This is a genomic window from Bradyrhizobium sp. CW1 (assembly GCF_023100665.1).
In the GTDB taxonomy this organism is placed as follows: Bacteria; Pseudomonadota; Alphaproteobacteria; order Rhizobiales; family Xanthobacteraceae; genus Bradyrhizobium; species Bradyrhizobium canariense_D.
In genome coordinates this window covers 5,353,855-5,372,677 of the sequence record NZ_CP064684.1, presented here as the reverse complement: position 1 = coordinate 5,372,677, position 18,823 = coordinate 5,353,855, and the positions used below count along the sequence as shown (strand labels likewise).

Below are 18,823 nucleotides of genomic sequence, written 5' to 3'. Positions count from 1 at the left end.
GGTTGCCAGCGTTTGGACAGGGCGTCGCACACCCTCGCTGTCATTGCCCGCGAAAGCGGGCAATCCAGTATCCAGAGACAGTGCCGCGATACGGAGGAGCCGCGGCGTACTGGATACCCCGCTTTCGCGGGGTATGACGGCAGAGTTGGGATGCATTGTTGCTCATCGGGCAAAACAATGCCGAGAGAGTAGCGCCCACCCCGTATGCGGAGAGCAGCAGTCCTAATACGAAATCTTCGGCGGCAGCTTCTTCGCCTTGGCGATGATGTCGCCGACCGACTTCTCCGAGGGCAGGATGCGGAGCAGCTTTTTCTTCTCGTTGGCGTCCCGCATGCTCTGGGCGAGCCTTGCCGGGTTACGGTAGGCGAGCTCGCGCACGGTGGTGACGCCGGCGGCGCGGACCAGACCGACCTTGGCCCTGCCCATGCCGGGGATGCGCATGTAGTCGGAGACGTTGGCCCATTCCAGCAGCAACTGCTCGCTGATGCCGGTCTTCACGGAGAGCGCCTTGCGGCCCTTCACGGTCGAAGCCGCCTCAAGCAGCGCGTCGGTGGTGCGGATACCCTGCGCCTTCAACTTGTTGGCGGCAAAGGCCGACAGGCCCTCAATCTCGGAGATCGGATATGTCATGATACTCGATGTGAAATGCGCAGGCGTCAGGCGAACTGGCTGAGGCCCGGGGTCCCCGCGATGATCTTGCCCATCTGATCCGCTCCGATTTTGTCTCGGCCGAAGCGAAAAAGTTCACGGGCGATGTTCTGAATCTCGGACATGCCAAGTCCCAGGCCCATCAGGCGCGTGCCGACCGCCATCAGGCCGCCGCCCATCAGCCGCGACAGTCCTCCGCCGGTGCCGGATGCCTCGATTGCCGCTTCTGCACCTGGAATCTGGTCGATCAGGACCTGGACGCTGTCGGAAGGACCCTCGTTGCGGAGGAAGCCCAAGATAATGCCGACGGTCTTTTCGGCGACAGCACTATCTATGCTGGCGTTTGTCGCCAGCCGCCCGATTAGCTCGTCCATATGGCCGCCCCTCAGCCGGTTCACATGCCGGAGTATTGCTTTCGAAAATGATCTTGAGCCGGTGTGGTGTGAAATACAAGCGATGAACGCCATCAACGTTCCGATTCATTCTCGAACGCGCGAGAAGTGTTGCAGTGATGCAAGAGCGGAGATGAAATCGGCAAAAAAATGCCGCGATGCGAATGCGTCCTTCCTACTTTCGGCGGATGTCCACCTGCATATTTCCGACGATGTCGCATGCCCGGAGCGCGTCGAATGGTTTCAATCAGCGCGCGACATGCGTTAAACTACGGAACTGTGCATTCGAGTTTCGATATGCGAAACAGGGCAGAGAGATCAGGGAATAATGACCGCACAGGACAGCAAGCTCGGTGATACCGACGACAAAATCTTCGTCGGTAAAGGAAACGAGCAGGCTTGGCTGACGCTGGCGTTCGCCAATCGCCACGGCCTCGTCACAGGTGCAACCGGAACCGGCAAGACGGTCTCGCTGCAGGTTATGGCGGAAGGATTTGCGCGCGCCGGTGTTCCGGTCTTCGCGGCCGACATCAAGGGCGACCTCTCGGGCATCTCCGAGGTCGGCGTGCCCGCGGATTTCATCGTCAAGCGCGCCACCGAGATGGGACTGACGTTCGAGCCCGACCAGTTCTCGACGGTGTTCTGGGACGTGTTCGGCGAGCAGGGCCACCCGGTCCGTGCGACCGTCACAGAAATGGGCCCGCTGCTGCTCGCACGTATGCTGGACCTGAACGACGTGCAGGAAGGCGTGCTCAACGTCGCCTTTCGCGTCGCCGACGACAACGGGCTGACCCTGATCGACATGAAGGATCTGCGCGCGCTGCTCGATGCCATCGTGCCCGATGCGGGCAAGAAGGGGACGGATGCCGAGGACAGTCCGCTTGCCGAGATCAAGAAGGCGGCGCAGGGTTTTGGTAATGTCACCAAGGCCACGGTCGGCACCATCCAGCGCCAGCTTCTGGTGCTCGAGAACCAGGGCGCCACCAAATTCTTCGGCGAGCCGGCGCTGACGCTGAAGGACTTCATGAAGACCGACCGCGACGGCCGCGGCATGGTCAACATCCTCGTCGCCGACAAACTGCTGCAGAGCCCACGGCTTTACGCGACATTCCTGCTGTGGATGCTGTCGGAATTGTTCGAGGAGCTGCCCGAGGCCGGTGACCTGCCCAAGCCGAAGCTGGTCTTCTTCTTCGACGAGGCGCATCTGTTGTTCAACGACGCGCCCAAGGCGCTGATGGACAAGATCGAGCAGGTGGTGCGCCTGATCCGCTCCAAAGGCGTCGGCGTTTATTTCGTGACTCAAAACCCGGTCGACGTGCCCGACCGCGTGCTCGGACAATTGGGCAACCGGGTGCAGCACGCGCTGCGCGCCTTCACCCCGCGCGACCAGAAGGCGGTCGCCGCTGCGGCCCAGACCTTCCGCCCCAACCCGAAGCTCGACACCGCCAAGGTGATCATGGAGCTCGGCAAGGGCGAGGCGCTGGTGTCCTTTCTCGAAGGCAACGGCACGCCGGCGATGGTCGAGCGGGTGATGATCCGGCCGCCATCGGCCCGGATCGGACCGATCACGCCGGAAGAGCGCAAGGCGATCATGGATGCAAGCCCGGTGAAGGGCAAATACGACACCGCCGTTGATGCAGAGTCCGCCTACGAGATCATCCAGAAGCGCATTGCCGGCACGGCGGCGACTGCCGATCCCGGCGCGGCCGGCGGCATTGGAGGCGGTGGCATCCTCGGCCAGATCGGCTCGATGGTCGGCACCATCTTCGGCACGAACGTCAAGCGCGGCCGCCTCTCGACGGGCCAGGTCATCGCCCGCGACGTGACCCGATCGGTCACCAATCAGGTAATCGGGGGGATGGCGGCCAATATCGGCAAGTCCGTCGCCGGCCAGCTTGGTGGCTCGATCGGCCGCACGCTGGTCCGCGGCGCGCTCGGCGGCTTGCTGCGCAGGTAGGCAGAAAGCCTCGTTTGAGGCAACTCCTCCGCAAACCCGCCGCTTGTGCGCGGCGGGTACAAATTCGGGTGATCAGGACTCTCCAAGCGTTCGTTGGTCTGCTAGGTGCTATGGCCCCTGACTGGACCACATCGTGACCTCACCTAAATCTTTCGTTCGATCCGGCGCACTCCGAACCCTGTCGTTGCGTGCGCCACTCGACCTGCTCTTCCTGCTCTGCTGCTTCATCCTGGCTGCCGATGTCCTTGGTCCCGAGATCTTCGGGCACGGCAAGACCAAGGACTACGGCCTGTGGTACTGGGCCGGGCAGCAGGTCTTGAAGGGTGGGCCGCTCTATCCCGGCGATATCCACCAGTACTTCGAGTTCATCTACCCACCGCTGCCGGCGATCCTGCTGGCAGTCCCGAGCTGGTTCGGCAAGATCGCGCTCTACAGCGTGCTGTCGATCCTGAATATTGCGGCGTGGTGGTACACCGGGATGCTCTCCAATGCCATGAGCGGTTCGGGCCGGACGCCTGGCCCTTGGCTGGAGGCGCTGCCCGCTCTCGTCACCGTGACCTTCGTGTTCGACATGTTCGATCTTGGCCAGCCGAACCTCGTCTTGCTGGCGATGATGCTCTACGGCTTCTGGAGTTTGCAGCATCAGCGCTCCTGGCTCGCAGGCTTCATGTTCGCGCTCGCCGCCGCCATCAAGGTGTTTCCCATTGCGGTGCTGCCCTATCTGGTCTGGCGGCGAAAGTGGGGAGCCGCCGTCGCTACGGTCGCGTTCGCCGGCATACTTCTCTATATCGTGCCGGCCCCCATTCGCGGCTTCGAGCGCAACGCCGCCGAGGTCAAGACCTGGTATCAGGGCATGGTCGGGTCGAGTTCGGAAAAAGGATTTGGCCAGCGCGACGAGCAGAACTGGTCGTGGGTGAACCAGTCACTCATTGCTGTCACGCACCGGCTGGTCCGGCCAATCAACTACAATCAGGAGGATCCGAGCAAGCCGCCGCGCACGATGAATGTCATCGACGTCGATTACAGGACGGCGAACTGGATCGTGCTGGCGCTGTCGGCGTTGCTCGGACTCGGCTTCGTCGCGGTCATGCCACGGCAAGCGCGGCGCACGGCGCGTTCGGACGCCGAGGAACTCGGCATCCTGTTCTGCCTGATGACGGTGGCATCGCCTCTGGCGCGGCAATACTACTTCATGTGGCTGTTCTTCCCGATGACGGTGCTGATGCATCGTGCCGCCTTCGACGAGCGGGCGAACGTGCGCCTTGGAACCTGGCTCGCCCTTGGCGCCGCCGGCATCCTCATGCTGCTGGCGCTGCCGTGGTTTCCAAATGTCTTGCAGGCCTGGGGCAACAACCTCGTCGCCACGGCGGTGCTCGCAGCTAGTCTCGCATGGCACATCCGGCATCCGCCGGTTGCGGCTGGCCCCAACGCCGCGGCAGCGCTAAAAGCCGATAGTTCTTGAGAAGACATCTTGAGCCCCGACGTCTTGGGATTCGAACGCAGGGAATACGACCAATGGCAAATGCGCAGCTTCAATCCGTGCTCGACCACATCGATAAGGAGTTCGACAACAGCCTGGAGCGCCTGTTCTCGCTGTTGCGGATCAAGTCGATCTCCGCCGATCCGGCCTTCGCGGCCGATTGCAAGGCGGCGGCCGAGCATCTTGCCAGGGACATCGCGAGCCTCGGCGTTGCCACTGAAGTGAGGCCAACCGCCGGCCATCCCGCGGTCGTCGGCAAGAGCTTCGCGGGCGGCCGTCCGCATGTGCTGTTCTACGGCCACTATGATGTGCAGCCGGTCGATCCGCTCGAGCTCTGGCACCGCCCGCCATTCGAGCCTGTTGTGACCGACCATGCCGATGGCCGCAAGATCATCGTGGCGCGCGGCGCCGAGGACGACAAGGGCCAGGTCATGACCTTCGTCGAGGCCTGCCGCGCCTGGAAGAAGGTGACGGGGTCGCTGCCGATCGACGTCACGTTTTTGATTGAAGGCGAGGAAGAAGTCGGCTCGAAGAACTTCGTGCCCTTCATCGAAGCCAACAAGGACGAGTTTAAGGCTGACTACGTGCTGGTCTGCGACACCGGCATGTGGGACCGCAACACGCCGGCGATCACGACCTCGCTGCGCGGCCTGCTCTATGAGGAGCTCAAGATCACCGCCGCCAATCGCGACCTGCATTCCGGCGTGTTCGGCGGTAGCGCGATGAACCCGATCCGGGTGCTGACCAAAATTCTCGGCGCGCTGTTCGACGACGACAATCGCATCACCATTCCGGGCTTCTATGATGGGGTGAAGGACACGCCGCCGGATATTCTCGCGCAGTGGAAGAAGCTCGATTTCACGCCGGACACATTCCTCAAGCCCGTTGGGCTATCGATACCGGCCGGCGAGAAGGGCAGGCTCCTGGTCGAGCAAGCTTCCACGCGTCCGACCTGCGACGTCAACGGCATCTGGGGCGGTTATATCGGTGAGGGCTCGAAGACGGTGATCCCGTCGCACGCCTCGGCCAAGGTCTCGTTCCGACTGGTCGAAGGGCAGGATCCGCAAAAGATCCGCAAGGCTTTCCGTGAGTACGTGACGGCGCGCATTCCGGGAGACTGCAAGGTCGAGTTCGGCGACCACTCTGCCGGGCCTGCGATTGCGCTCGACTGGAACATGAAGCCGCTCGCCGCGGCCAAGACCGCGCTGACCGAGGAATGGGGCAAGGAGACCGTGTTGATGGGCTCGGGCGCCTCGATCCCGATCGTCGCGGACTTCAAGCGTACGCTTGGGCTGGATTCGCTGCTCGTCGGTTTCGGCCTCGACGACGACAATATCCACTCGCCGAACGAGAAGTACGACCTCCGCAGTTTCCAGAAAGGCATCCGTTCCTGGGCCCGCATCCTCGCGGCGCTGGCGGAGGTGAAGTAGGGCGCTCTTTCCTCGTCATTGCGAGCGTAGCGAAGCAATCCAGAAATCTCTCTCCGGCGCCAGCCTGGATTGCTTCGTCGCTTCGCTCCTCGCAATGACGGGGCCAAATAAAAACGCCGCCCGGAATTGGGCGGCGTTTCATTCCAAAAGGCGTAGAGGTTCGTTGACCGTTACCCTACACCAAATCCCGAAAATTTCAAGAGCGGTAGCCCGGAAGCTCGCGGTCCAGCTTGCGTAGCAGCGGTGGCCACACGAGGTTGGTGGCGCGCAGCTCGGCGCGGTCGCGGTTGGCGAGCAGCTCGGTGTTCTTGTCGATCGCGACATCGTCGACCGGGTAGACCGGCGTGCCCAGCGCGCGCGTACGCACCTGCATCGAGCAGGCTCGCTCGAGGTGATACATGCGCTCGAAGGCCGAGGCGACCGAGCGCCCGACCGTCAGCGTGCCGTGGTTGCGCAAGAGCATGTGGTTGTGGTCGCCTAGGTCCTTCTGCAGCCGCGGCCGCTCGTCGTGGTCGAGGGCGATACCTTCATAGTCGTGATAGGCGAGGTCGTGGGTGACGAGCTGGGCGGTCTGGTTCAGCGGCAGCAGGCCTTCGGCGCTGCTCGAGACAGCGGTGCCGTCGAGGGTGTGAAGATGCAGCACGCAGATGGCGTCCTCGCGAACCTCGTGGATCGCCGAGTGGATGGTGAAGCCGGCGGGGTTGACGCTGTATTCGCTCTCGGAGAGCTGGTTGCCGTGCAGATCGACCTTGACGAGGCTCGACGCCGTGATCTCGTCGAACATCAGCCCGTAGGGGTTGATGAGGAAATGATGGTCGGGGCCGGGCACGCGCGCTGAGATGTGGGTGTCGACCAAGTCGTCCCAGCCGTAGAGCGAGACGAGGCGATAGCAGGCGGCGAGATTGACCCGTTGCTGCCACTCGGCCTCCGTCATGTTCGACGGCACTTCCTTCAGGCGCGCTTCCGCTGGCGACATGGCTGATCTCTCCGAACATCGTTGTTGCAGGGAGGGAGCGTAGTCCTGCCGCGACCTGCCAGCAAGGCACACAAAGCGCGGCAGTCCAGCGTAGCCCGCATGGGCGAAGCGACATGCGGGGCTGCCTGATAGGCCCCGGATGTCGCTGCGCTCATCCGGGCTACGGTCCTACAAGAGAGAAGAATTTTTACGGCGCCGGGATCGAGAGCAGGCTGGAAATGCTGCTGCCGCGGATATCGTAGACGCGGGCGAACACCACGTCGTCGCGCTTGATCTCGACCAGCACGGGGGCGGTGAGGCCCTTGCAGTAGAACTCACCGAGCGTCATGGCGAAATCGGCGGCATTGGAATCCCAGCCAATGGTGAAGTCGGGGCCGAGCGCGACCTGGGCGGGACGCTGCGGACCGCACACGGCGACCTTCCATTTCCGGTTGCGCGGCGGCACTTCCTGGCGTTCGACCAGCTGCTCGCGCAATTCGTCGGAGGCCTGCTTCAGCGCGAGGCCCCAATAATCCAGCATGAAGCGGTCGTCGGCGCCGCGCACGGTGCCGGCGATGTGGTTGAAGTGGGTGTATTGATAGGGATGCAGGCGGATCATCTCGGCGAGCGAGAGCGCAAGGCCAAAGCAGAAGGTGGCGAGCACGACCGGCTGCCAGGTGCGATGATTGGCGCGCAGGCGCTCCATGGCCCAGCCAAAGGCGACGCCGCCGAGCACCGCCATCGGCGGGATCACGAAGACGAAATGGCGGATGCCATTGTACAGCGCCGGTCGCTTCACCATCGCGATCGCGAGCGGCAGCGTCGCGGCGAGCGTGAGCATCAGCAGGATGGTCTTGCGGCGGGCTGGGACCTCGCGGCGGGGCAGCATAACCAAGGTGCCGATCACGGCGCCGAACGTCAGCACTAGCATCACCTCGGGCAACTGAAGTGCGAACAGCGTCGGCAGATAGGACCAGGGCATGTCAGGCACGGATACGATCGCGCCGTCGAACATCTCCTTCCAGGGTTTCTCGAAGAAGTGCGAGAAGTAGGTCAGCGCCTCGAAGGGATTGCCGGGCTCCATGATCGACCACGGCCAGATCAGCCCCATCACGAGATAGCCGAGCACGAGGCCGGGCAGCAGCACGTAGACGACATGAGCGAAGCGTCGGACCGACTCGCGCAGGCCCTCGCTGCGCAGTTCCTCCAGGAACAGCGGCATGAAGCCGATTACGGCATAGACCAGCGCAAGGCCGCCGAGGATGCGGGTGCCGAGCGAGAGGCCGGCACCAAGGCCGACGATCAAGATCGTGCGCGGCGAAGGCCGCGGATATTCCTCGGCGAGGCGCACAAGGCCCAGCATCAGGATGATCATGGCCACGGCGAAGGGCGCATCCTTCGGGTTCATGAACATGTGGCCGTAGAAGATGGGGCAGAGCGCGAGCAGCAAGAGTGAGGCAAGTCCCGCAAGCGGGCCGCCGATACGGCGGCCGAGCCGCCACGTCACGGCAAGTCCGATCACGCCGACGACGGCGCCGACCAGACGGCGCGTCTCGAACAGCTCGAGCGGAATCACCTTGTGCAGGAGGGCCGCGACCATGTCGAAGCCGCCGCCATACATATAGAGGTTGGCGAAGGAGAGTGCCGCGGTGTCCTTGAAACCGGAACCGAACATGCGCAGCAGCAGGTCGGCATATTCGGCGTGGGTGTAGTCGTCCCAGCCGAGCCCATAGTCGCGGAAGGTCAAGCCTGCAATGACGGCGACCGCAGCCAGCACCAGCATGGCGAGATCGTCGCAAGTCCGTTCAACCGAGCGCCGCAGAGGCGTGTCGATCGCCGAAGTCGTGATGGATGTCATGGCTATTGGTGACCCGGAATCCCCTCTTGGCCCTGCTGGTGCGCGCGGGCCTGCTCCCCGGAATCCCTATAGCGCAGTTCCATTACCAAGTAATTGGGCATTATGGCTAAATTCCTGATGCAACGCAGCAAATCCGACCAACTTGAGAGCAGCCTAGAAGTAGCGAGCCGTAGCTGAAGGGAATGTGAATAAGTCCCTGATTTCCTTTCCTTTAGGAACGCAGCCTATAATTCGACGTTGGCGTGGAACACCGGATGACGGTATCGTGGCGTGACGAGTGTCGCGTATGGCTGCGCGGCCGGGGGTGAGTTCGATGGCGTTGGCATTGTTGATCGCGGGGATTTTCGCCGTTTTGGCGGGCCTCCTTGCGATCCTGTTCGGCTTCACCGTCAGGGAATTCAGTCTCGGCAGTACCCTCATAATCTCCGGTACCATCGGCGTCTGCTCCGGACTGTTACTGGCCGGCCTCTACGTGGTGGTCGCGGAGTTGAAGGGCATCGCTCGCCGGCTGGCTGGATCAATTGCACCATCCGACGTTCGGGTCAGGCCCGTGCTGCCGGGTCTCGGGATGGCCGGGACGCCTGCCCCCGCGCCTGAGCCGGCGGGCGCCGAGAAGATGGAGCCGGCGCCGCCATTGCCGGCCGCAGGACCGCCGCCTTGGCAGAACGAAGCAGCCGCGCGCGAGCGTCCGCGCGTCGAGCCGCCGCCAGCGCCGGAAGCTCCGAGCCCGCCTGAGGTTCCGGAACCGCCGCGCCGGCGCAACCTGTTGTTCGCCTCGACCTCCCGCAAGGAGCGTGAGCGCGCGGAAGCGAAGACCGGCGAGGGCTTGCCGCCGCTGCCGCATGCCGAGCCGTCGGCGGAGCCTGCCGCCCCGGAGACGCCGCCTGCGAGCTTTGACGACGCCTGGCCGAAGCCGGACCGTATGAGGCCTCCGGAGCCGCCGGCCGCCGCGCGGCGCCCGCCACCGCGCTCGCCGTCGACCTTCGCTGAGCCTGCTCCGCCGCCCGCACCCGAGCCTGCGGCTGCGGCCGAGCAGGCGCCTGTGACCGTGCTCAAATCCGGCATCGTCGACGGCATGGCTTATTCGCTCTATTCCGATGGCTCGATCGAAGCCCAGATGCCTGAGGGGATGATGCGCTTTGCCTCGATCGACGAGCTGCGCTCCCACCTCGACCAGCGCGGCGCTTGAGAGCGGGCGCAGGCAAATCTGGTGCAGGCAAAGGCTAGCGTAGACAAGTAAAGCGGTGGTGTTCTTGTCACTTCGTCAGTAATCAGCCCGGATTCCTTAGTCGTCCCATTTCAGCCGAACGTATTGTTGACACGGAATACTTTGGCGTCGTCTCTCGCGTGAGACGCAAGGTGGAGAAAGGCGGGGCTTATGTCGGATGCTGGGGCTAAGAATTTCGTTGAGCTGACGGCGGGCATCGTGTCGGCCTATCTCAGCAACAATCCAACGCCTGCGGCTGAGATTCCGAATCTGATCAGCCAGGTGCATGGCGCGCTGGTGCGCGTTTCGTCAGGCCGCACCGAGACGGCGCCGCTCGAGCCAGCGAAGCCGGCGGTCTCGCTGAAGAAGTCGATCGCGCCCGATTATCTGGTTTGTCTGGAAGACGGCAAGCGCTTCAAGTCGCTGAAGCGCCATCTGCGCACCCAATACAACATGACGCCGGAGCAATATCGCGAGAAATGGGGCCTGCCGGCCGACTATCCCATGGTCGCACCGAACTATGCGGTGGCCCGCTCGCAGCTTGCGAAGCAGATGGGACTGGGACAGCAGCAGCGGAAGCGGAAGTAGAGTTTCTACGACGCTTCCGCGAGCGCCTCTTTCGCGTCGGTCTTGATCCGCTCGACCATCGAGCGCAGGCCGTTGGAACGCTGCGGCGTCAGATGGTCGCGAAAGCCGAACTCGTCGAATACGGCAATGGCGTCGGTCGCAAGAATCTCCTGTGGCGTGCGGCCGGAGTAAAGCGACAGCACGATCGCGACCAGCCCGCGCACGATGTGGGCGTCACTGTCGCCGCGATATGTCAGGATCGGCGCGCCGTCATCGCGACGATCAATCAGCTTCTGAAGCCAGACCTGGCTGACACAGCCATTCACCTTGTTCTCGGCCGAATGCTCGGCTTCGGACATCGGTTCCAGGGTGCGGCCGAGCTCGATGACGTACCGATAGCGGTCGTCCCACTCGTCCAGAATCTCGAAATTATCCCTGATTTCATCGATCGTCGTCATGCTGGCCCAAAGTTCCCGTTCAGGCCAATATAGGGACGCAAAGCGCCGAAATCGATAGGGTTTGGGCCCTAATTCGCTGTCGCGGGCGCCGGGCCGCGCCATTCCAGCGCGAGGTCGTCCTGGGACAGGGTGTCGCGCGGCGCCTCGCTCGCAGCAAGATCGCCTTCGCCGGCCAGCGCGATCGAGCCGGTGTGGTCGGGCGCCTTCTTGTCGGGCTTCTCGAGCTGCTCTTTCTTGTCGTTGATGATCTGGTAGATCTTCTTTGCGCCGTCCTGCGCCCGCTGGCCGATGATGGTGGCGGCCTGTCCGCCGACCTCGCAGGCCGCTGGCTGGCGCTTGCAGAACTGGGTCATGTCGGAGACGGCCGCGGTCGCAGCCTGCACCGCGTCGGCAGCGCCGATCTGCGGCAGCTTGTCCGATTCGGGCGTCTTGTCCCGCGGCAGGAGCACCAGCACCAGCCCGAGCCAGAATGTGATGCGAAGCAGAAAGCGCATCTTGCGACCTGTATGTTAGATCCCGCCGCGGCGATCTCCGCGGATGTCGGACCTAGCAACTCTCGATAAATCGCAAGTGATTGCCTTCCGCTTAATTCGCGGAAAATTGACTCAAGAATCTTTGCTATCGATGGTGTCGTAAATTTTCGATTGACGTCCGTGCCGTGAGCGCTGCCGCCACGCCCGTCCACCATTTCGAAACCATGCGCATCACGGTGAAACCCTGTGTTCACCATCCTCGCCGATGACGTCGTCAAATCGTCTAAAAAGCCCTGCGATGACGGGGTGTCCGGCGGCGCGCCGCGATGCCTTAGTGTTCGTTTAAGGTCGCTCTGACACGGTGGCTCAACGATAAGGAGGCGTTCCGGCGCGTCTTCCCGACGAATGAGCCGAAGCGCGAGACCCGTGACAGTTTTGAGTATCATCCGCGATTGTCTCGATGCGCTGCTGCATCCCTCCGCGCGTTACGACGCGCTGACGCGAGCGCGCCATCGTGCCTTCATGGCCCCGCGGCTGCTCGGCAGCCTAGCCGCCTTTGCCGCATTCCCGGTCTATCTCGCCATGCGCGGCGCGCCGAGCGCGATCGAGGTGGCAGCCTTCGCCTGGCTGATTGCGCCGATCCTGTTGTCCTGGTTCCTGTCGCGCACCGGCCGTTACGAAGGCGCGCATGTGCTGTCGTCGCTGGCGCTCTCGGGCCTGATCATGGCGGTTGCGGTGACGACCGGCGGCATCGAATCATTCGCCGCAATCTGGCTGGTTGTCGTTCCCCTCGAAGCTGCGCTGTCGGCCTCGCGCCGCGTCGCGGCCTTTGCCTCGCTGCTGGCGCTGTCCTGCGCCGGCATCCTGATCCTCGTCAGCCAGCTCGGCTGGCTGACGATTGGCGATACCAGCGCTGCGGAACGCGGCGTGCTGATAGCGTTCGGCGTCGCCTCGGCGACGCTCTATGCCGCAGGTCTGGCCTTCGGAGCGGAATCGCTCGCGCGCACCAGCGTTGCGCTCCTGTTGCGTGAGGAAGAGCGTTACCGCCTCCTGGCGCGGAACATGAGCGACGTCATCTCGCGGCATCAGCGCAACGGCGCGGTGCAGTTCATTTCACCGGCGGTGGAAGCCATGCTCGGCGTGCCCGTCGCGCAGCTGCTCGGCCACGGCCTGTTCGATCGCGTCCATGTCGCCGATCGGCCGGCGTATCTGACGGCGCTGTCCGATGCCGCGCGCGGCGACGTGCGTAGCGTTGAGTTCCGGTTGCGCCGGGAGCGTGCCGGCTCGGAGCGCGGCCAGGTTGATTTCATCTGGGTCGAGATGCGCTGCCGCCCGCTCGATCAGGATCTGGGCCGTGATGCCACGCGCGAGGCCGATGTCGTCGCCGTGATGCGCGATGTCACCGACCGCAAGCTGGGGGAGCAGGCGTTCGATCAGGCGCGCAGCGCTGCAGAGGCGGCGGACGCCGCCAAGACGCGCTTCCTCGCCACCATGAGCCATGAGCTGCGCACGCCGCTGAACGCCATCATCGGCTTCTCCGAGATGATCACGCAGGAGCAGACCTTGATGCTGGGCGCGGCCCAGCGGAGGGAATACGCCCAGCTCATCAACGATTCCGGCCAGCATCTGCTCTCGGTCGTCAACGGCATCCTGGACATGTCCAAGATGGAGTCGGGCAATTTCGAGATGGCGTCCGAACCGTTCGCGCCGCGTGCATCATTGATGCATTGCTGCAATCTGCTGGCGCTGAAGGCGCGGGAGAACGGCGTCGATCTCGTCACCGATGCGCCGCAGGACCTGCCTGTCATGACCGGCGATCCGCGCGCCTTCAAGCAGATCGTGCTCAACCTCGTCGCGAACGCCGTCAAGTTCACCGAGCGTGGCGGTCAGGTCACCGTCACGGCCGCGGTCTCGGGCTCGCAGCTTGCGCTGCGCGTCAGCGACACCGGTATAGGCATCGCGCCTGACGATCTCAAGCGCATCGGCGCGCCGTTCTTCCAGGCCGGCAAGACCTATCAGCGCCGTCACGAAGGCACCGGCCTCGGACTTTCGATCGTGAAGAGCCTGGTGGCGTTGCATCTCGGCGAATTGACGGTACAAAGCAGGCTCGGCGAGGGCACTGCCGTCACCGTCAAGCTGCCGCTCGTCTACACGCCGCAAGCCAAGACGTCTGATATGAAGACTTCTGATGGCAAGATGTCCGACAGCAAGGCGAGCGAGAGCAAGATCGCGACCCTGACGCCGGTGCTACGCCAGGAAGTTCAGGACCATCCTCACGACCAAGTTCAGGACCAACCCGCTCTGGTGAAGAAAAGTGCCTAAAAAGTCTGCCAAGGACGAAGCCGCTCCGCGCCGCCGTGGCGCCAAGGCCGCGGTCATCGATGTCGAGACCGAGCGCAATCTCGTGCTGCGCGTGCTGCTGCATAGCCCCAAGGATACCCTGGCCGGTCTCGTCGCCGTTGCCGCCATCGGCGCGATCGTTGCCAATGCGCTGTTCCTGCAGACCGGCCGGCATCCAGCGCCGATGTTCGGCACCGTGATCAATCTTCCCGCACCGTCGTCCCTGGCGCTGTCGAACCCCTTGCCGCGTCCGCGTCCCGTCGGCGCCGATACCTCGCCGCTCGAGCCGAGAGCGACGGAGTTTCGTGCCGAACCCAGACCTGCGGAAAAGCCGCCGGAGAGGCCCGTCGAGGCGACCGCATCGACGCCGCGCTCGGGCGATCCCATGACCAATCTGGTCAAGCAAACGATTTCGGCGCCGCCCTCCGTCACGCGTCCTCCGGCGCCGATCCCCGTGCAGCAGAGCCCGGCCGCGCGGCGCATCGCCGGCGTGCAGCGCGCGCTGTCCGAATATGGCTACGGGAATTTGAAGATCACGGGGGCGATGGGCGCCGAGACCCAGTCCGCGATCCAGAAATTCGAGCGCGAGCACAAGATGCAGGTCACCGGCCAGCTGTCCGACCGCCTGCTCCGCGAGCTCGGCGCCGCGATCGGACACCCCGTCGAATAGTCGTGACTGTTGCGAAGGCTGGTGCTGATTGCAGCGCTGTCCTATCGTGCGCTCCATGCGTTTGAAATCAAATATCTGGGTCTCAGCCTATCTGCGCCGGTGCCAGACCGAGGGCGTGTACGGCGCGGTGCGGCGTCGCGGCGCGGAGGAGGCGGGTGCGGTGTTCGTGAAGGTCTCGCTGCTTGACGGCAATGCGATGCTCTATGTGCCGGCGCCGCAGACCTCTTATGACGACGGTCGGCCGGTCGATCGCTTCTTTGTGCCGCTTGCGCCGCAACCGATGCCGGAGCCCGCGGTGGAGGAGCGCCTGACCAAGGAAATCCGCTTCGACTCCGATATCTGGATCGTCGAGACCGAAGACCGCGCCGGGCGGCATTTTCTCGAGCTGGCGAAGGCCTAACGATCCGATCCGTCAGTCCCTGTCCGCACCGCGGGCGCGGAGCCGGGCTGCACGCCCGGGCGCGTCTGGCTTGCGCCCACACGTGCGCGCTGGCGCTCGCTGTCATGCAGCGAGGGCTGGTACTTTGCGCGGGTGACGGCGAGCGTCGAGCCGCGCCAGGCGGCCAGCATCACCAGCGCCGCGCGATCGCTGAGGCGATCGTAAAGACGCGACAGCCGGTACACGTCGGTCACGGAGTTGCCGATCTCCGGCTTGAAGAACAGCAGGATACGCTGGAACACCGGGCTCGGCATGTCGAGCGCGCGCGCGGCGACTGCGAGCGCTTCGCCGCTTGCATCGTCGACGATCTGGGCTGCGACGCGCGAGGGCAGGATCAGGCTGTCGCCGAGCTCGGAGGTGAAATTCTCGACATCGCCCGCGATCGCCGCCATCTCGAGGATCTGGATCGCGCGCTTGGCGCGCACGATCGGAATCCGCGGCGCCGCCTTCAGCGGGGTCTGCGCCAGATTGTGCAGGATCAGCGCGCGCTCGGGGGCGCCGGCGCGGAAGAACATGTCGTGGATATCGGCCGCGTCCGTTGGCTGCATTGCCATGTTCGAGGCCATGCGCAGCTCGGCGTCGCTTGGCGTGCGAACCGGCAAGGGGGCAGGAGGGGGAGCAGAGGCGGGCGCCGGGGTTTCGCGCGCGAGCGGAACCCTGCGGCCCTCCTGCGCGGCCGACAGTCCGAGCTTCTGCATGATCGGGGCGGGCGTCGACGGATAGATCGCAAGCCGCGCCTTGACGGCCGCGCGCGTCGCGTCGTCGACCTGGTCGATCAGTCGTGTGGCGAGCTCGACGAACTGGCGCTGCTCGTCGTCGCTGTGGGTGCTCGACTGGACATAGAGGTCGGTCAGCACGCGCAGCAGCGTCGGACGAACATCGACGCCTTCGCGACGGGAGAGGGTCATCAGCCCGTCGAATCCTGGAAACAACGACTTGGTCATGGAGAGATACGCGACCTGGAAGAGATACTCGCCGGAGCCTATCGCGGGCTCCTTTAAAGGCTCGTTAAGGAAAACGAGGCGTGAAGCCGAACGCCTGCTTTGAAGCGTTCTCGTGCCGCAACGGGACGGTGGGTCCCGCCCGTGCGGTTACGGTGCCGCCGGCACGTTTACACCCCGTTAACCATGAACTGATCTTAATGATCCCCATGTTGCAGAGGCGCGCCGGGTCGCGCGGCAATTGAAGAGAGCTGATATGGGGACCATCATCGAATTTCCGGCCGGTCGCCGGGTGGGCGCGTCGGTGGACGTGGCTCCGCGCGCGGACATGGGCACGATTTTGATCCTTCCCGTGATCCGCATCGAGCGCGAGAGCGACGAAACCAGCGGCGATCACGGGCCGGAGCAGGGCACAGCGCCGGGGCGCCGTCGTCGTCGCCGTTAGCCTTCGGACTTTGCAATGCCGGAGAACCTCCGTCAGATCCGGCCCATCGTAACGGCCCTCATGCTCGCAGTGCTGGGCGCGACGCTTGCCGCCTGTAGTGGCGGCGATTTCGGCCGGACCCGTGCCGACATGCGCAGCGACGACATGCATCGCTGGCTGGGCGCGGAAGTCACCTCCAGCGTTGGCCTGAAGCCATCCCAATTCCAGCTCACCGACGAGGAGCGCCAGCTTCGCGACCTCGCCTATCCCCTGATCGAGCCGCCGCTGTCGCGGCCCGCCTGGAAGAGCGTGTTCGGCGACTACAAAGCGCTGCCCTCGCCCTGGCGGCAAACGATCGTGTTCGACCGCACCATGTATGGTCGCACGCTGATCGACGAGCCGCACCGTTCGCATTCTTCGCGCTATACGCAGTTGATGGAAGACGTGCGCAACGACATCACCCGCTTCGAGCCGTTCTTCGCCTCCGCGATCCGCGTCATCGACCTCGACAAGAAGCGCAATGCCAGCATGGCGCGCGTCTCCTCCCTCTCGCCGAAGGAGAAGGAGGACGCGGTCGAGCGCATGCAGGAGAATTCGCTGATCATCCAGTGGGTGCAGCAGTGCCTCGAGCAGCGCGTGTCGTCCTATCGCTGGGGTCTGGAGCGGCTGGTGATCCAGGCGCCCGACGGCATGGCCGCCGATGCCGACCGCCTGATCGGCGAACTCGCCGCCCAGACCGCCAACCCGCCGGTCGCGGCCCAGCCGCCCTACGGCCGTGCGGTCGTCTCGATGGGTTAGGATTTTCCGCGGGCGCGCGATCGTTGCCCCGCGGGCTTGCGCCGCTGCTTCCGGAGCTTGCTGACAAGATCCTTCAGCGCATCCGGTAGCGGCACGGATGCGCGATAGGCGAGCCCGACCTCGCGCTTGACCTTGACCTCGATCTCGCGCACCGCGACATCCGGATTGCCGCGCGCTACGCCTTCCGGGACGATGGCGATGCCAACGCCGGCTGCGACCAGCGCCATGGCCCAATCCTCTGATTGCGCGATCGCCGCGGTCTGTCGGGCCTGCGGGTTGCGGCGGAAGAACTCGCTTTGCTCGCAATGGCAGCGGTCGATCAAGGGGACGCCGGCGAGATCGGCGGTGCGAAGCTTCTCCTTCAGGGCCAGCGGATGCGACGGCGGCAGCGCTGCGACATAGCGCTCACTCCACAGCGCCACGAAATGTTCGTCAGCGCGCAGCACGCTCTTGGAGATGATCCGCGCGTCGGCGCGCTCGTCGCTGCCGACGAGGCGGAGTGCGATGTCGGCGCGCGCCGTCAGCGGCTTGAGCAGTGCGATCGTCCGGGGCACGTCGAGCGTGCGCATCAGGCCGAGCGTCACATTGGTTTTGGTGCTCGGTCTCCTGAACAGGCTGCGCGCCGCGTCGGTCTCGTCGATGATGCGGCGGGCGAGCGTGTGAAACTGCTCGGCCGAGGCGGTTGGCGCGACGCCCTTCTTGTGCCGGATGAACAGCGTGGTGCCGAGCTCGGCCTCCAGATGGGTGATCGCGGTGGAGATCGACGGCTGCGAAACGAAGCAGACGCGCGCCGCCGCGGTCAGGTTGCGCTCGCGGTAGACGGCGGCGAAGTAGCGGAGTTCGCGTATGTCCATAGGATATGCCTAGAGATATTATCAATATTCGATATTTTACCTATGGATCTAACGATGACAAGAACGCTCTGCTCACAACAGGCAGGGAACGCGCGATGAAAATTCACCATCTCAACACCGGCACGATGTGCCCGATGGGGCGGCGCCTCGTGAACGGCACCGGCAGCCTGTTCCAGCGCGCCCGCATGGTCTGCCATTGCCTGCTAGTGGAGACCAATGACGGGCTCGCCCTGGTCGATACCGGCATTGGACTTGGCGATATCGCAACGCCCGATCGGCTGGGACGACGATGGCTGCGGCAGACCGCGCCAAGGCTCGATCCGGCGGAGACGGCGGTGCAACAGGTGAAGGCACTCGGCTATTCCCCCAAGGACGTGCGCCATGTGCTGCTGACCCATCTCGACCGCGATCACGCTGGCGGCGTGCCGGACTTCCCGCATGCCGCGATCCATGTCCATCGCGCCGAATACGACATGGCGGTGCAGCGCAAGCCGGCGCCGCCGGAAGGGCGCTATGTCACCGGGCAGTGGAGCCATGGACCGAGCTGGACATTCTATGGCGAAGCCGGCGAAGACTGGTTCGGTTTCAAGGGCGTGCGCGCCCTCGGCGACGCAGAGGCGGACATCCTGATGATCCCGCTCGCCGGCCATACGCTCGGCCATTGCGGTATCGCGGTGCGATCAGGCGACAAATGGCTGCTGCACGCCGGCGACAGCTATTTCCATCACGGCCAGCTCGACGCATCGCCCCGCATGCCGCTGGTGCTGGGCTATTTCCAGCGTCGCGCCGACATGGACCGCGGCATGCGGATCGCCAACCAGGTGCGACTGCGCGCGCTGAAGCTGAACCACGGCGAAAGCGTCACGATCGTCAACAGCCATGATCCCGTCGATTACGAGCGTTGCCGCTGCAACGCGCATTGATCGCGCCCG

Annotated in this window: 20 protein-coding genes; 12 read left to right on the top strand and 8 right to left on the bottom strand. The window is 64.3% G+C overall.

The annotated features are described in order from the left end of the window. Positions 1–222: 222 nt before the first annotated feature. Together IVB54_RS26365 and IVB54_RS26360 are read right to left on the bottom strand one after the other, a co-directional pair. Entirely contained in the window at positions 223–630 is a 408-nt protein-coding gene (locus IVB54_RS26365) for a DUF4332 domain-containing protein (RefSeq protein ID WP_018456872.1), read from the bottom strand. A gap of 26 nt (positions 631–656) precedes the next feature. Continuing rightward, positions 657–1,022 (bottom strand): hypothetical protein, encoded by a 366-nt coding sequence (locus tag IVB54_RS26360; protein WP_018456871.1) that lies wholly within the window; start codon positions 1,020–1,022, stop codon positions 657–659. An 82-nt stretch (positions 1,023–1,104) separates the two neighbouring features. Here IVB54_RS26360 and IVB54_RS26355 point away from each other — a divergent pair, with 82 nt between their 5' ends. The 4 genes from IVB54_RS26355 (at position 1,105) to IVB54_RS26340 (ending at position 5,907) form a co-directional block, all read left to right on the top strand. Continuing rightward, positions 1,105–1,308: a hypothetical protein gene (locus IVB54_RS26355; RefSeq protein WP_247363435.1), complete on the top strand. Its 204-nt coding sequence runs from the start codon at positions 1,105–1,107 to the stop codon at positions 1,306–1,308. 60 nt (positions 1,309–1,368) lie between these two features. After that, positions 1,369–2,997, top strand: coding sequence for a helicase HerA-like domain-containing protein (locus IVB54_RS26350; protein WP_018456870.1), 1,629 nt, complete (start codon positions 1,369–1,371; stop codon positions 2,995–2,997). Between the two features lie 133 nt (positions 2,998–3,130). Next, a complete protein-coding gene (locus IVB54_RS26345) occupies positions 3,131–4,459 on the top strand; it encodes a glycosyltransferase family 87 protein (protein WP_026233257.1) in 1,329 nt (442 codons plus the stop codon). 53 nt (positions 4,460–4,512) lie between these two features. After that, a complete protein-coding gene (locus IVB54_RS26340; RefSeq protein ID WP_018456868.1) occupies positions 4,513–5,907 on the top strand; it encodes a M20/M25/M40 family metallo-hydrolase in 1,395 nt (464 codons plus the stop codon). Positions 5,908–6,103: 196 nt separating this feature from the next. On the opposite strand, the gene IVB54_RS26335 is transcribed toward IVB54_RS26340, so the two are convergent. Both IVB54_RS26335 and IVB54_RS26330 read right to left on the bottom strand, forming a co-directional pair. Next, entirely contained in the window at positions 6,104–6,883 is a 780-nt protein-coding gene (locus IVB54_RS26335) for a class II aldolase/adducin family protein (protein ID WP_018456867.1), read from the bottom strand. A gap of 187 nt (positions 6,884–7,070) precedes the next feature. After that, the gene (locus IVB54_RS26330; protein ID WP_247300178.1) at positions 7,071–8,720 is read right to left on the bottom strand and encodes a glycosyltransferase family 39 protein; all 1,650 of its coding nucleotides are present in this window, start codon (positions 8,718–8,720) and stop codon (positions 7,071–7,073) included. A 313-nt stretch (positions 8,721–9,033) separates the two neighbouring features. Between IVB54_RS26330 and IVB54_RS26325 the strand changes: the two genes are divergently transcribed. Together IVB54_RS26325 and IVB54_RS26320 are read left to right on the top strand one after the other, a co-directional pair. Next, the gene (locus IVB54_RS26325) at positions 9,034–9,909 is read left to right on the top strand and encodes a hypothetical protein (protein WP_018456865.1); all 876 of its coding nucleotides are present in this window, start codon (positions 9,034–9,036) and stop codon (positions 9,907–9,909) included. Between the two features lie 189 nt (positions 9,910–10,098). After that, positions 10,099–10,515, top strand: coding sequence for a MucR family transcriptional regulator (locus IVB54_RS26320; RefSeq protein WP_018456864.1), 417 nt, complete (start codon positions 10,099–10,101; stop codon positions 10,513–10,515). 5 nt (positions 10,516–10,520) lie between these two features. Here the strand turns inward: IVB54_RS26320 and IVB54_RS26315 are convergent, their stop codons facing one another. Both IVB54_RS26315 and IVB54_RS26310 read right to left on the bottom strand, forming a co-directional pair. Beyond that, positions 10,521–10,952, bottom strand: coding sequence for a SufE family protein (locus IVB54_RS26315; RefSeq protein WP_018456863.1), 432 nt, complete (start codon positions 10,950–10,952; stop codon positions 10,521–10,523). Positions 10,953–11,020: 68 nt separating this feature from the next. Next, positions 11,021–11,446 (bottom strand): DUF5330 domain-containing protein, encoded by a 426-nt coding sequence (locus IVB54_RS26310; RefSeq protein ID WP_018458485.1) that lies wholly within the window; start codon positions 11,444–11,446, stop codon positions 11,021–11,023. A 384-nt stretch (positions 11,447–11,830) separates the two neighbouring features. Here IVB54_RS26310 and IVB54_RS26305 point away from each other — a divergent pair, with 384 nt between their 5' ends. From IVB54_RS26305 to IVB54_RS26295, 3 genes are read left to right on the top strand one after another with little or no spacing between them, the layout of a single operon-like run. Next, the gene (locus tag IVB54_RS26305; RefSeq protein ID WP_088930786.1) at positions 11,831–13,747 is read left to right on the top strand and encodes a PAS domain-containing sensor histidine kinase; all 1,917 of its coding nucleotides are present in this window, start codon (positions 11,831–11,833) and stop codon (positions 13,745–13,747) included. Then, entirely contained in the window at positions 13,740–14,435 is a 696-nt protein-coding gene (locus IVB54_RS26300; RefSeq protein WP_018458487.1) for a peptidoglycan-binding domain-containing protein, read from the top strand. Before IVB54_RS26305 ends, IVB54_RS26300 begins: the two co-directional genes overlap by 8 nt. Positions 14,436–14,490: 55 nt before the next feature. Continuing rightward, a complete protein-coding gene (locus IVB54_RS26295) occupies positions 14,491–14,835 on the top strand; it encodes a DUF1491 family protein (RefSeq protein ID WP_018458488.1) in 345 nt (114 codons plus the stop codon). On the opposite strand, the gene IVB54_RS26290 is transcribed toward IVB54_RS26295, so the two are convergent. After that, a complete protein-coding gene (locus tag IVB54_RS26290) occupies positions 14,832–15,818 on the bottom strand; it encodes a DUF2336 domain-containing protein (RefSeq protein ID WP_018458489.1) in 987 nt (328 codons plus the stop codon). The genes IVB54_RS26295 and IVB54_RS26290 overlap by 4 nt on opposite strands. A 253-nt stretch (positions 15,819–16,071) precedes the next feature. On the opposite strand from IVB54_RS26290, the gene IVB54_RS26285 reads away from it, so the two are divergent. Both IVB54_RS26285 and IVB54_RS26280 read left to right on the top strand, forming a co-directional pair. Further along, entirely contained in the window at positions 16,072–16,260 is a 189-nt protein-coding gene (locus IVB54_RS26285) for a hypothetical protein (protein WP_018458490.1), read from the top strand. A 15-nt stretch (positions 16,261–16,275) separates the two neighbouring features. Continuing rightward, on the top strand, positions 16,276–17,037 hold the full coding sequence (locus IVB54_RS26280; protein ID WP_247776503.1) for a hypothetical protein: 762 nt from the start codon (positions 16,276–16,278) through the stop codon (positions 17,035–17,037). Here IVB54_RS26280 and IVB54_RS26275 read toward each other — a convergent pair. Next, complete coding sequence (locus IVB54_RS26275; RefSeq protein WP_018458492.1) at positions 17,034–17,891, bottom strand: LysR family transcriptional regulator; 858 nt, start codon at positions 17,889–17,891, stop codon at positions 17,034–17,036. The genes IVB54_RS26280 and IVB54_RS26275 overlap by 4 nt on opposite strands. A gap of 95 nt (positions 17,892–17,986) precedes the next feature. Here IVB54_RS26275 and IVB54_RS26270 point away from each other — a divergent pair, with 95 nt between their 5' ends. Beyond that, a complete protein-coding gene (locus IVB54_RS26270) occupies positions 17,987–18,814 on the top strand; it encodes an MBL fold metallo-hydrolase (RefSeq protein WP_247776502.1) in 828 nt (275 codons plus the stop codon). Positions 18,815–18,823: the final 9 nt, after the last annotated feature.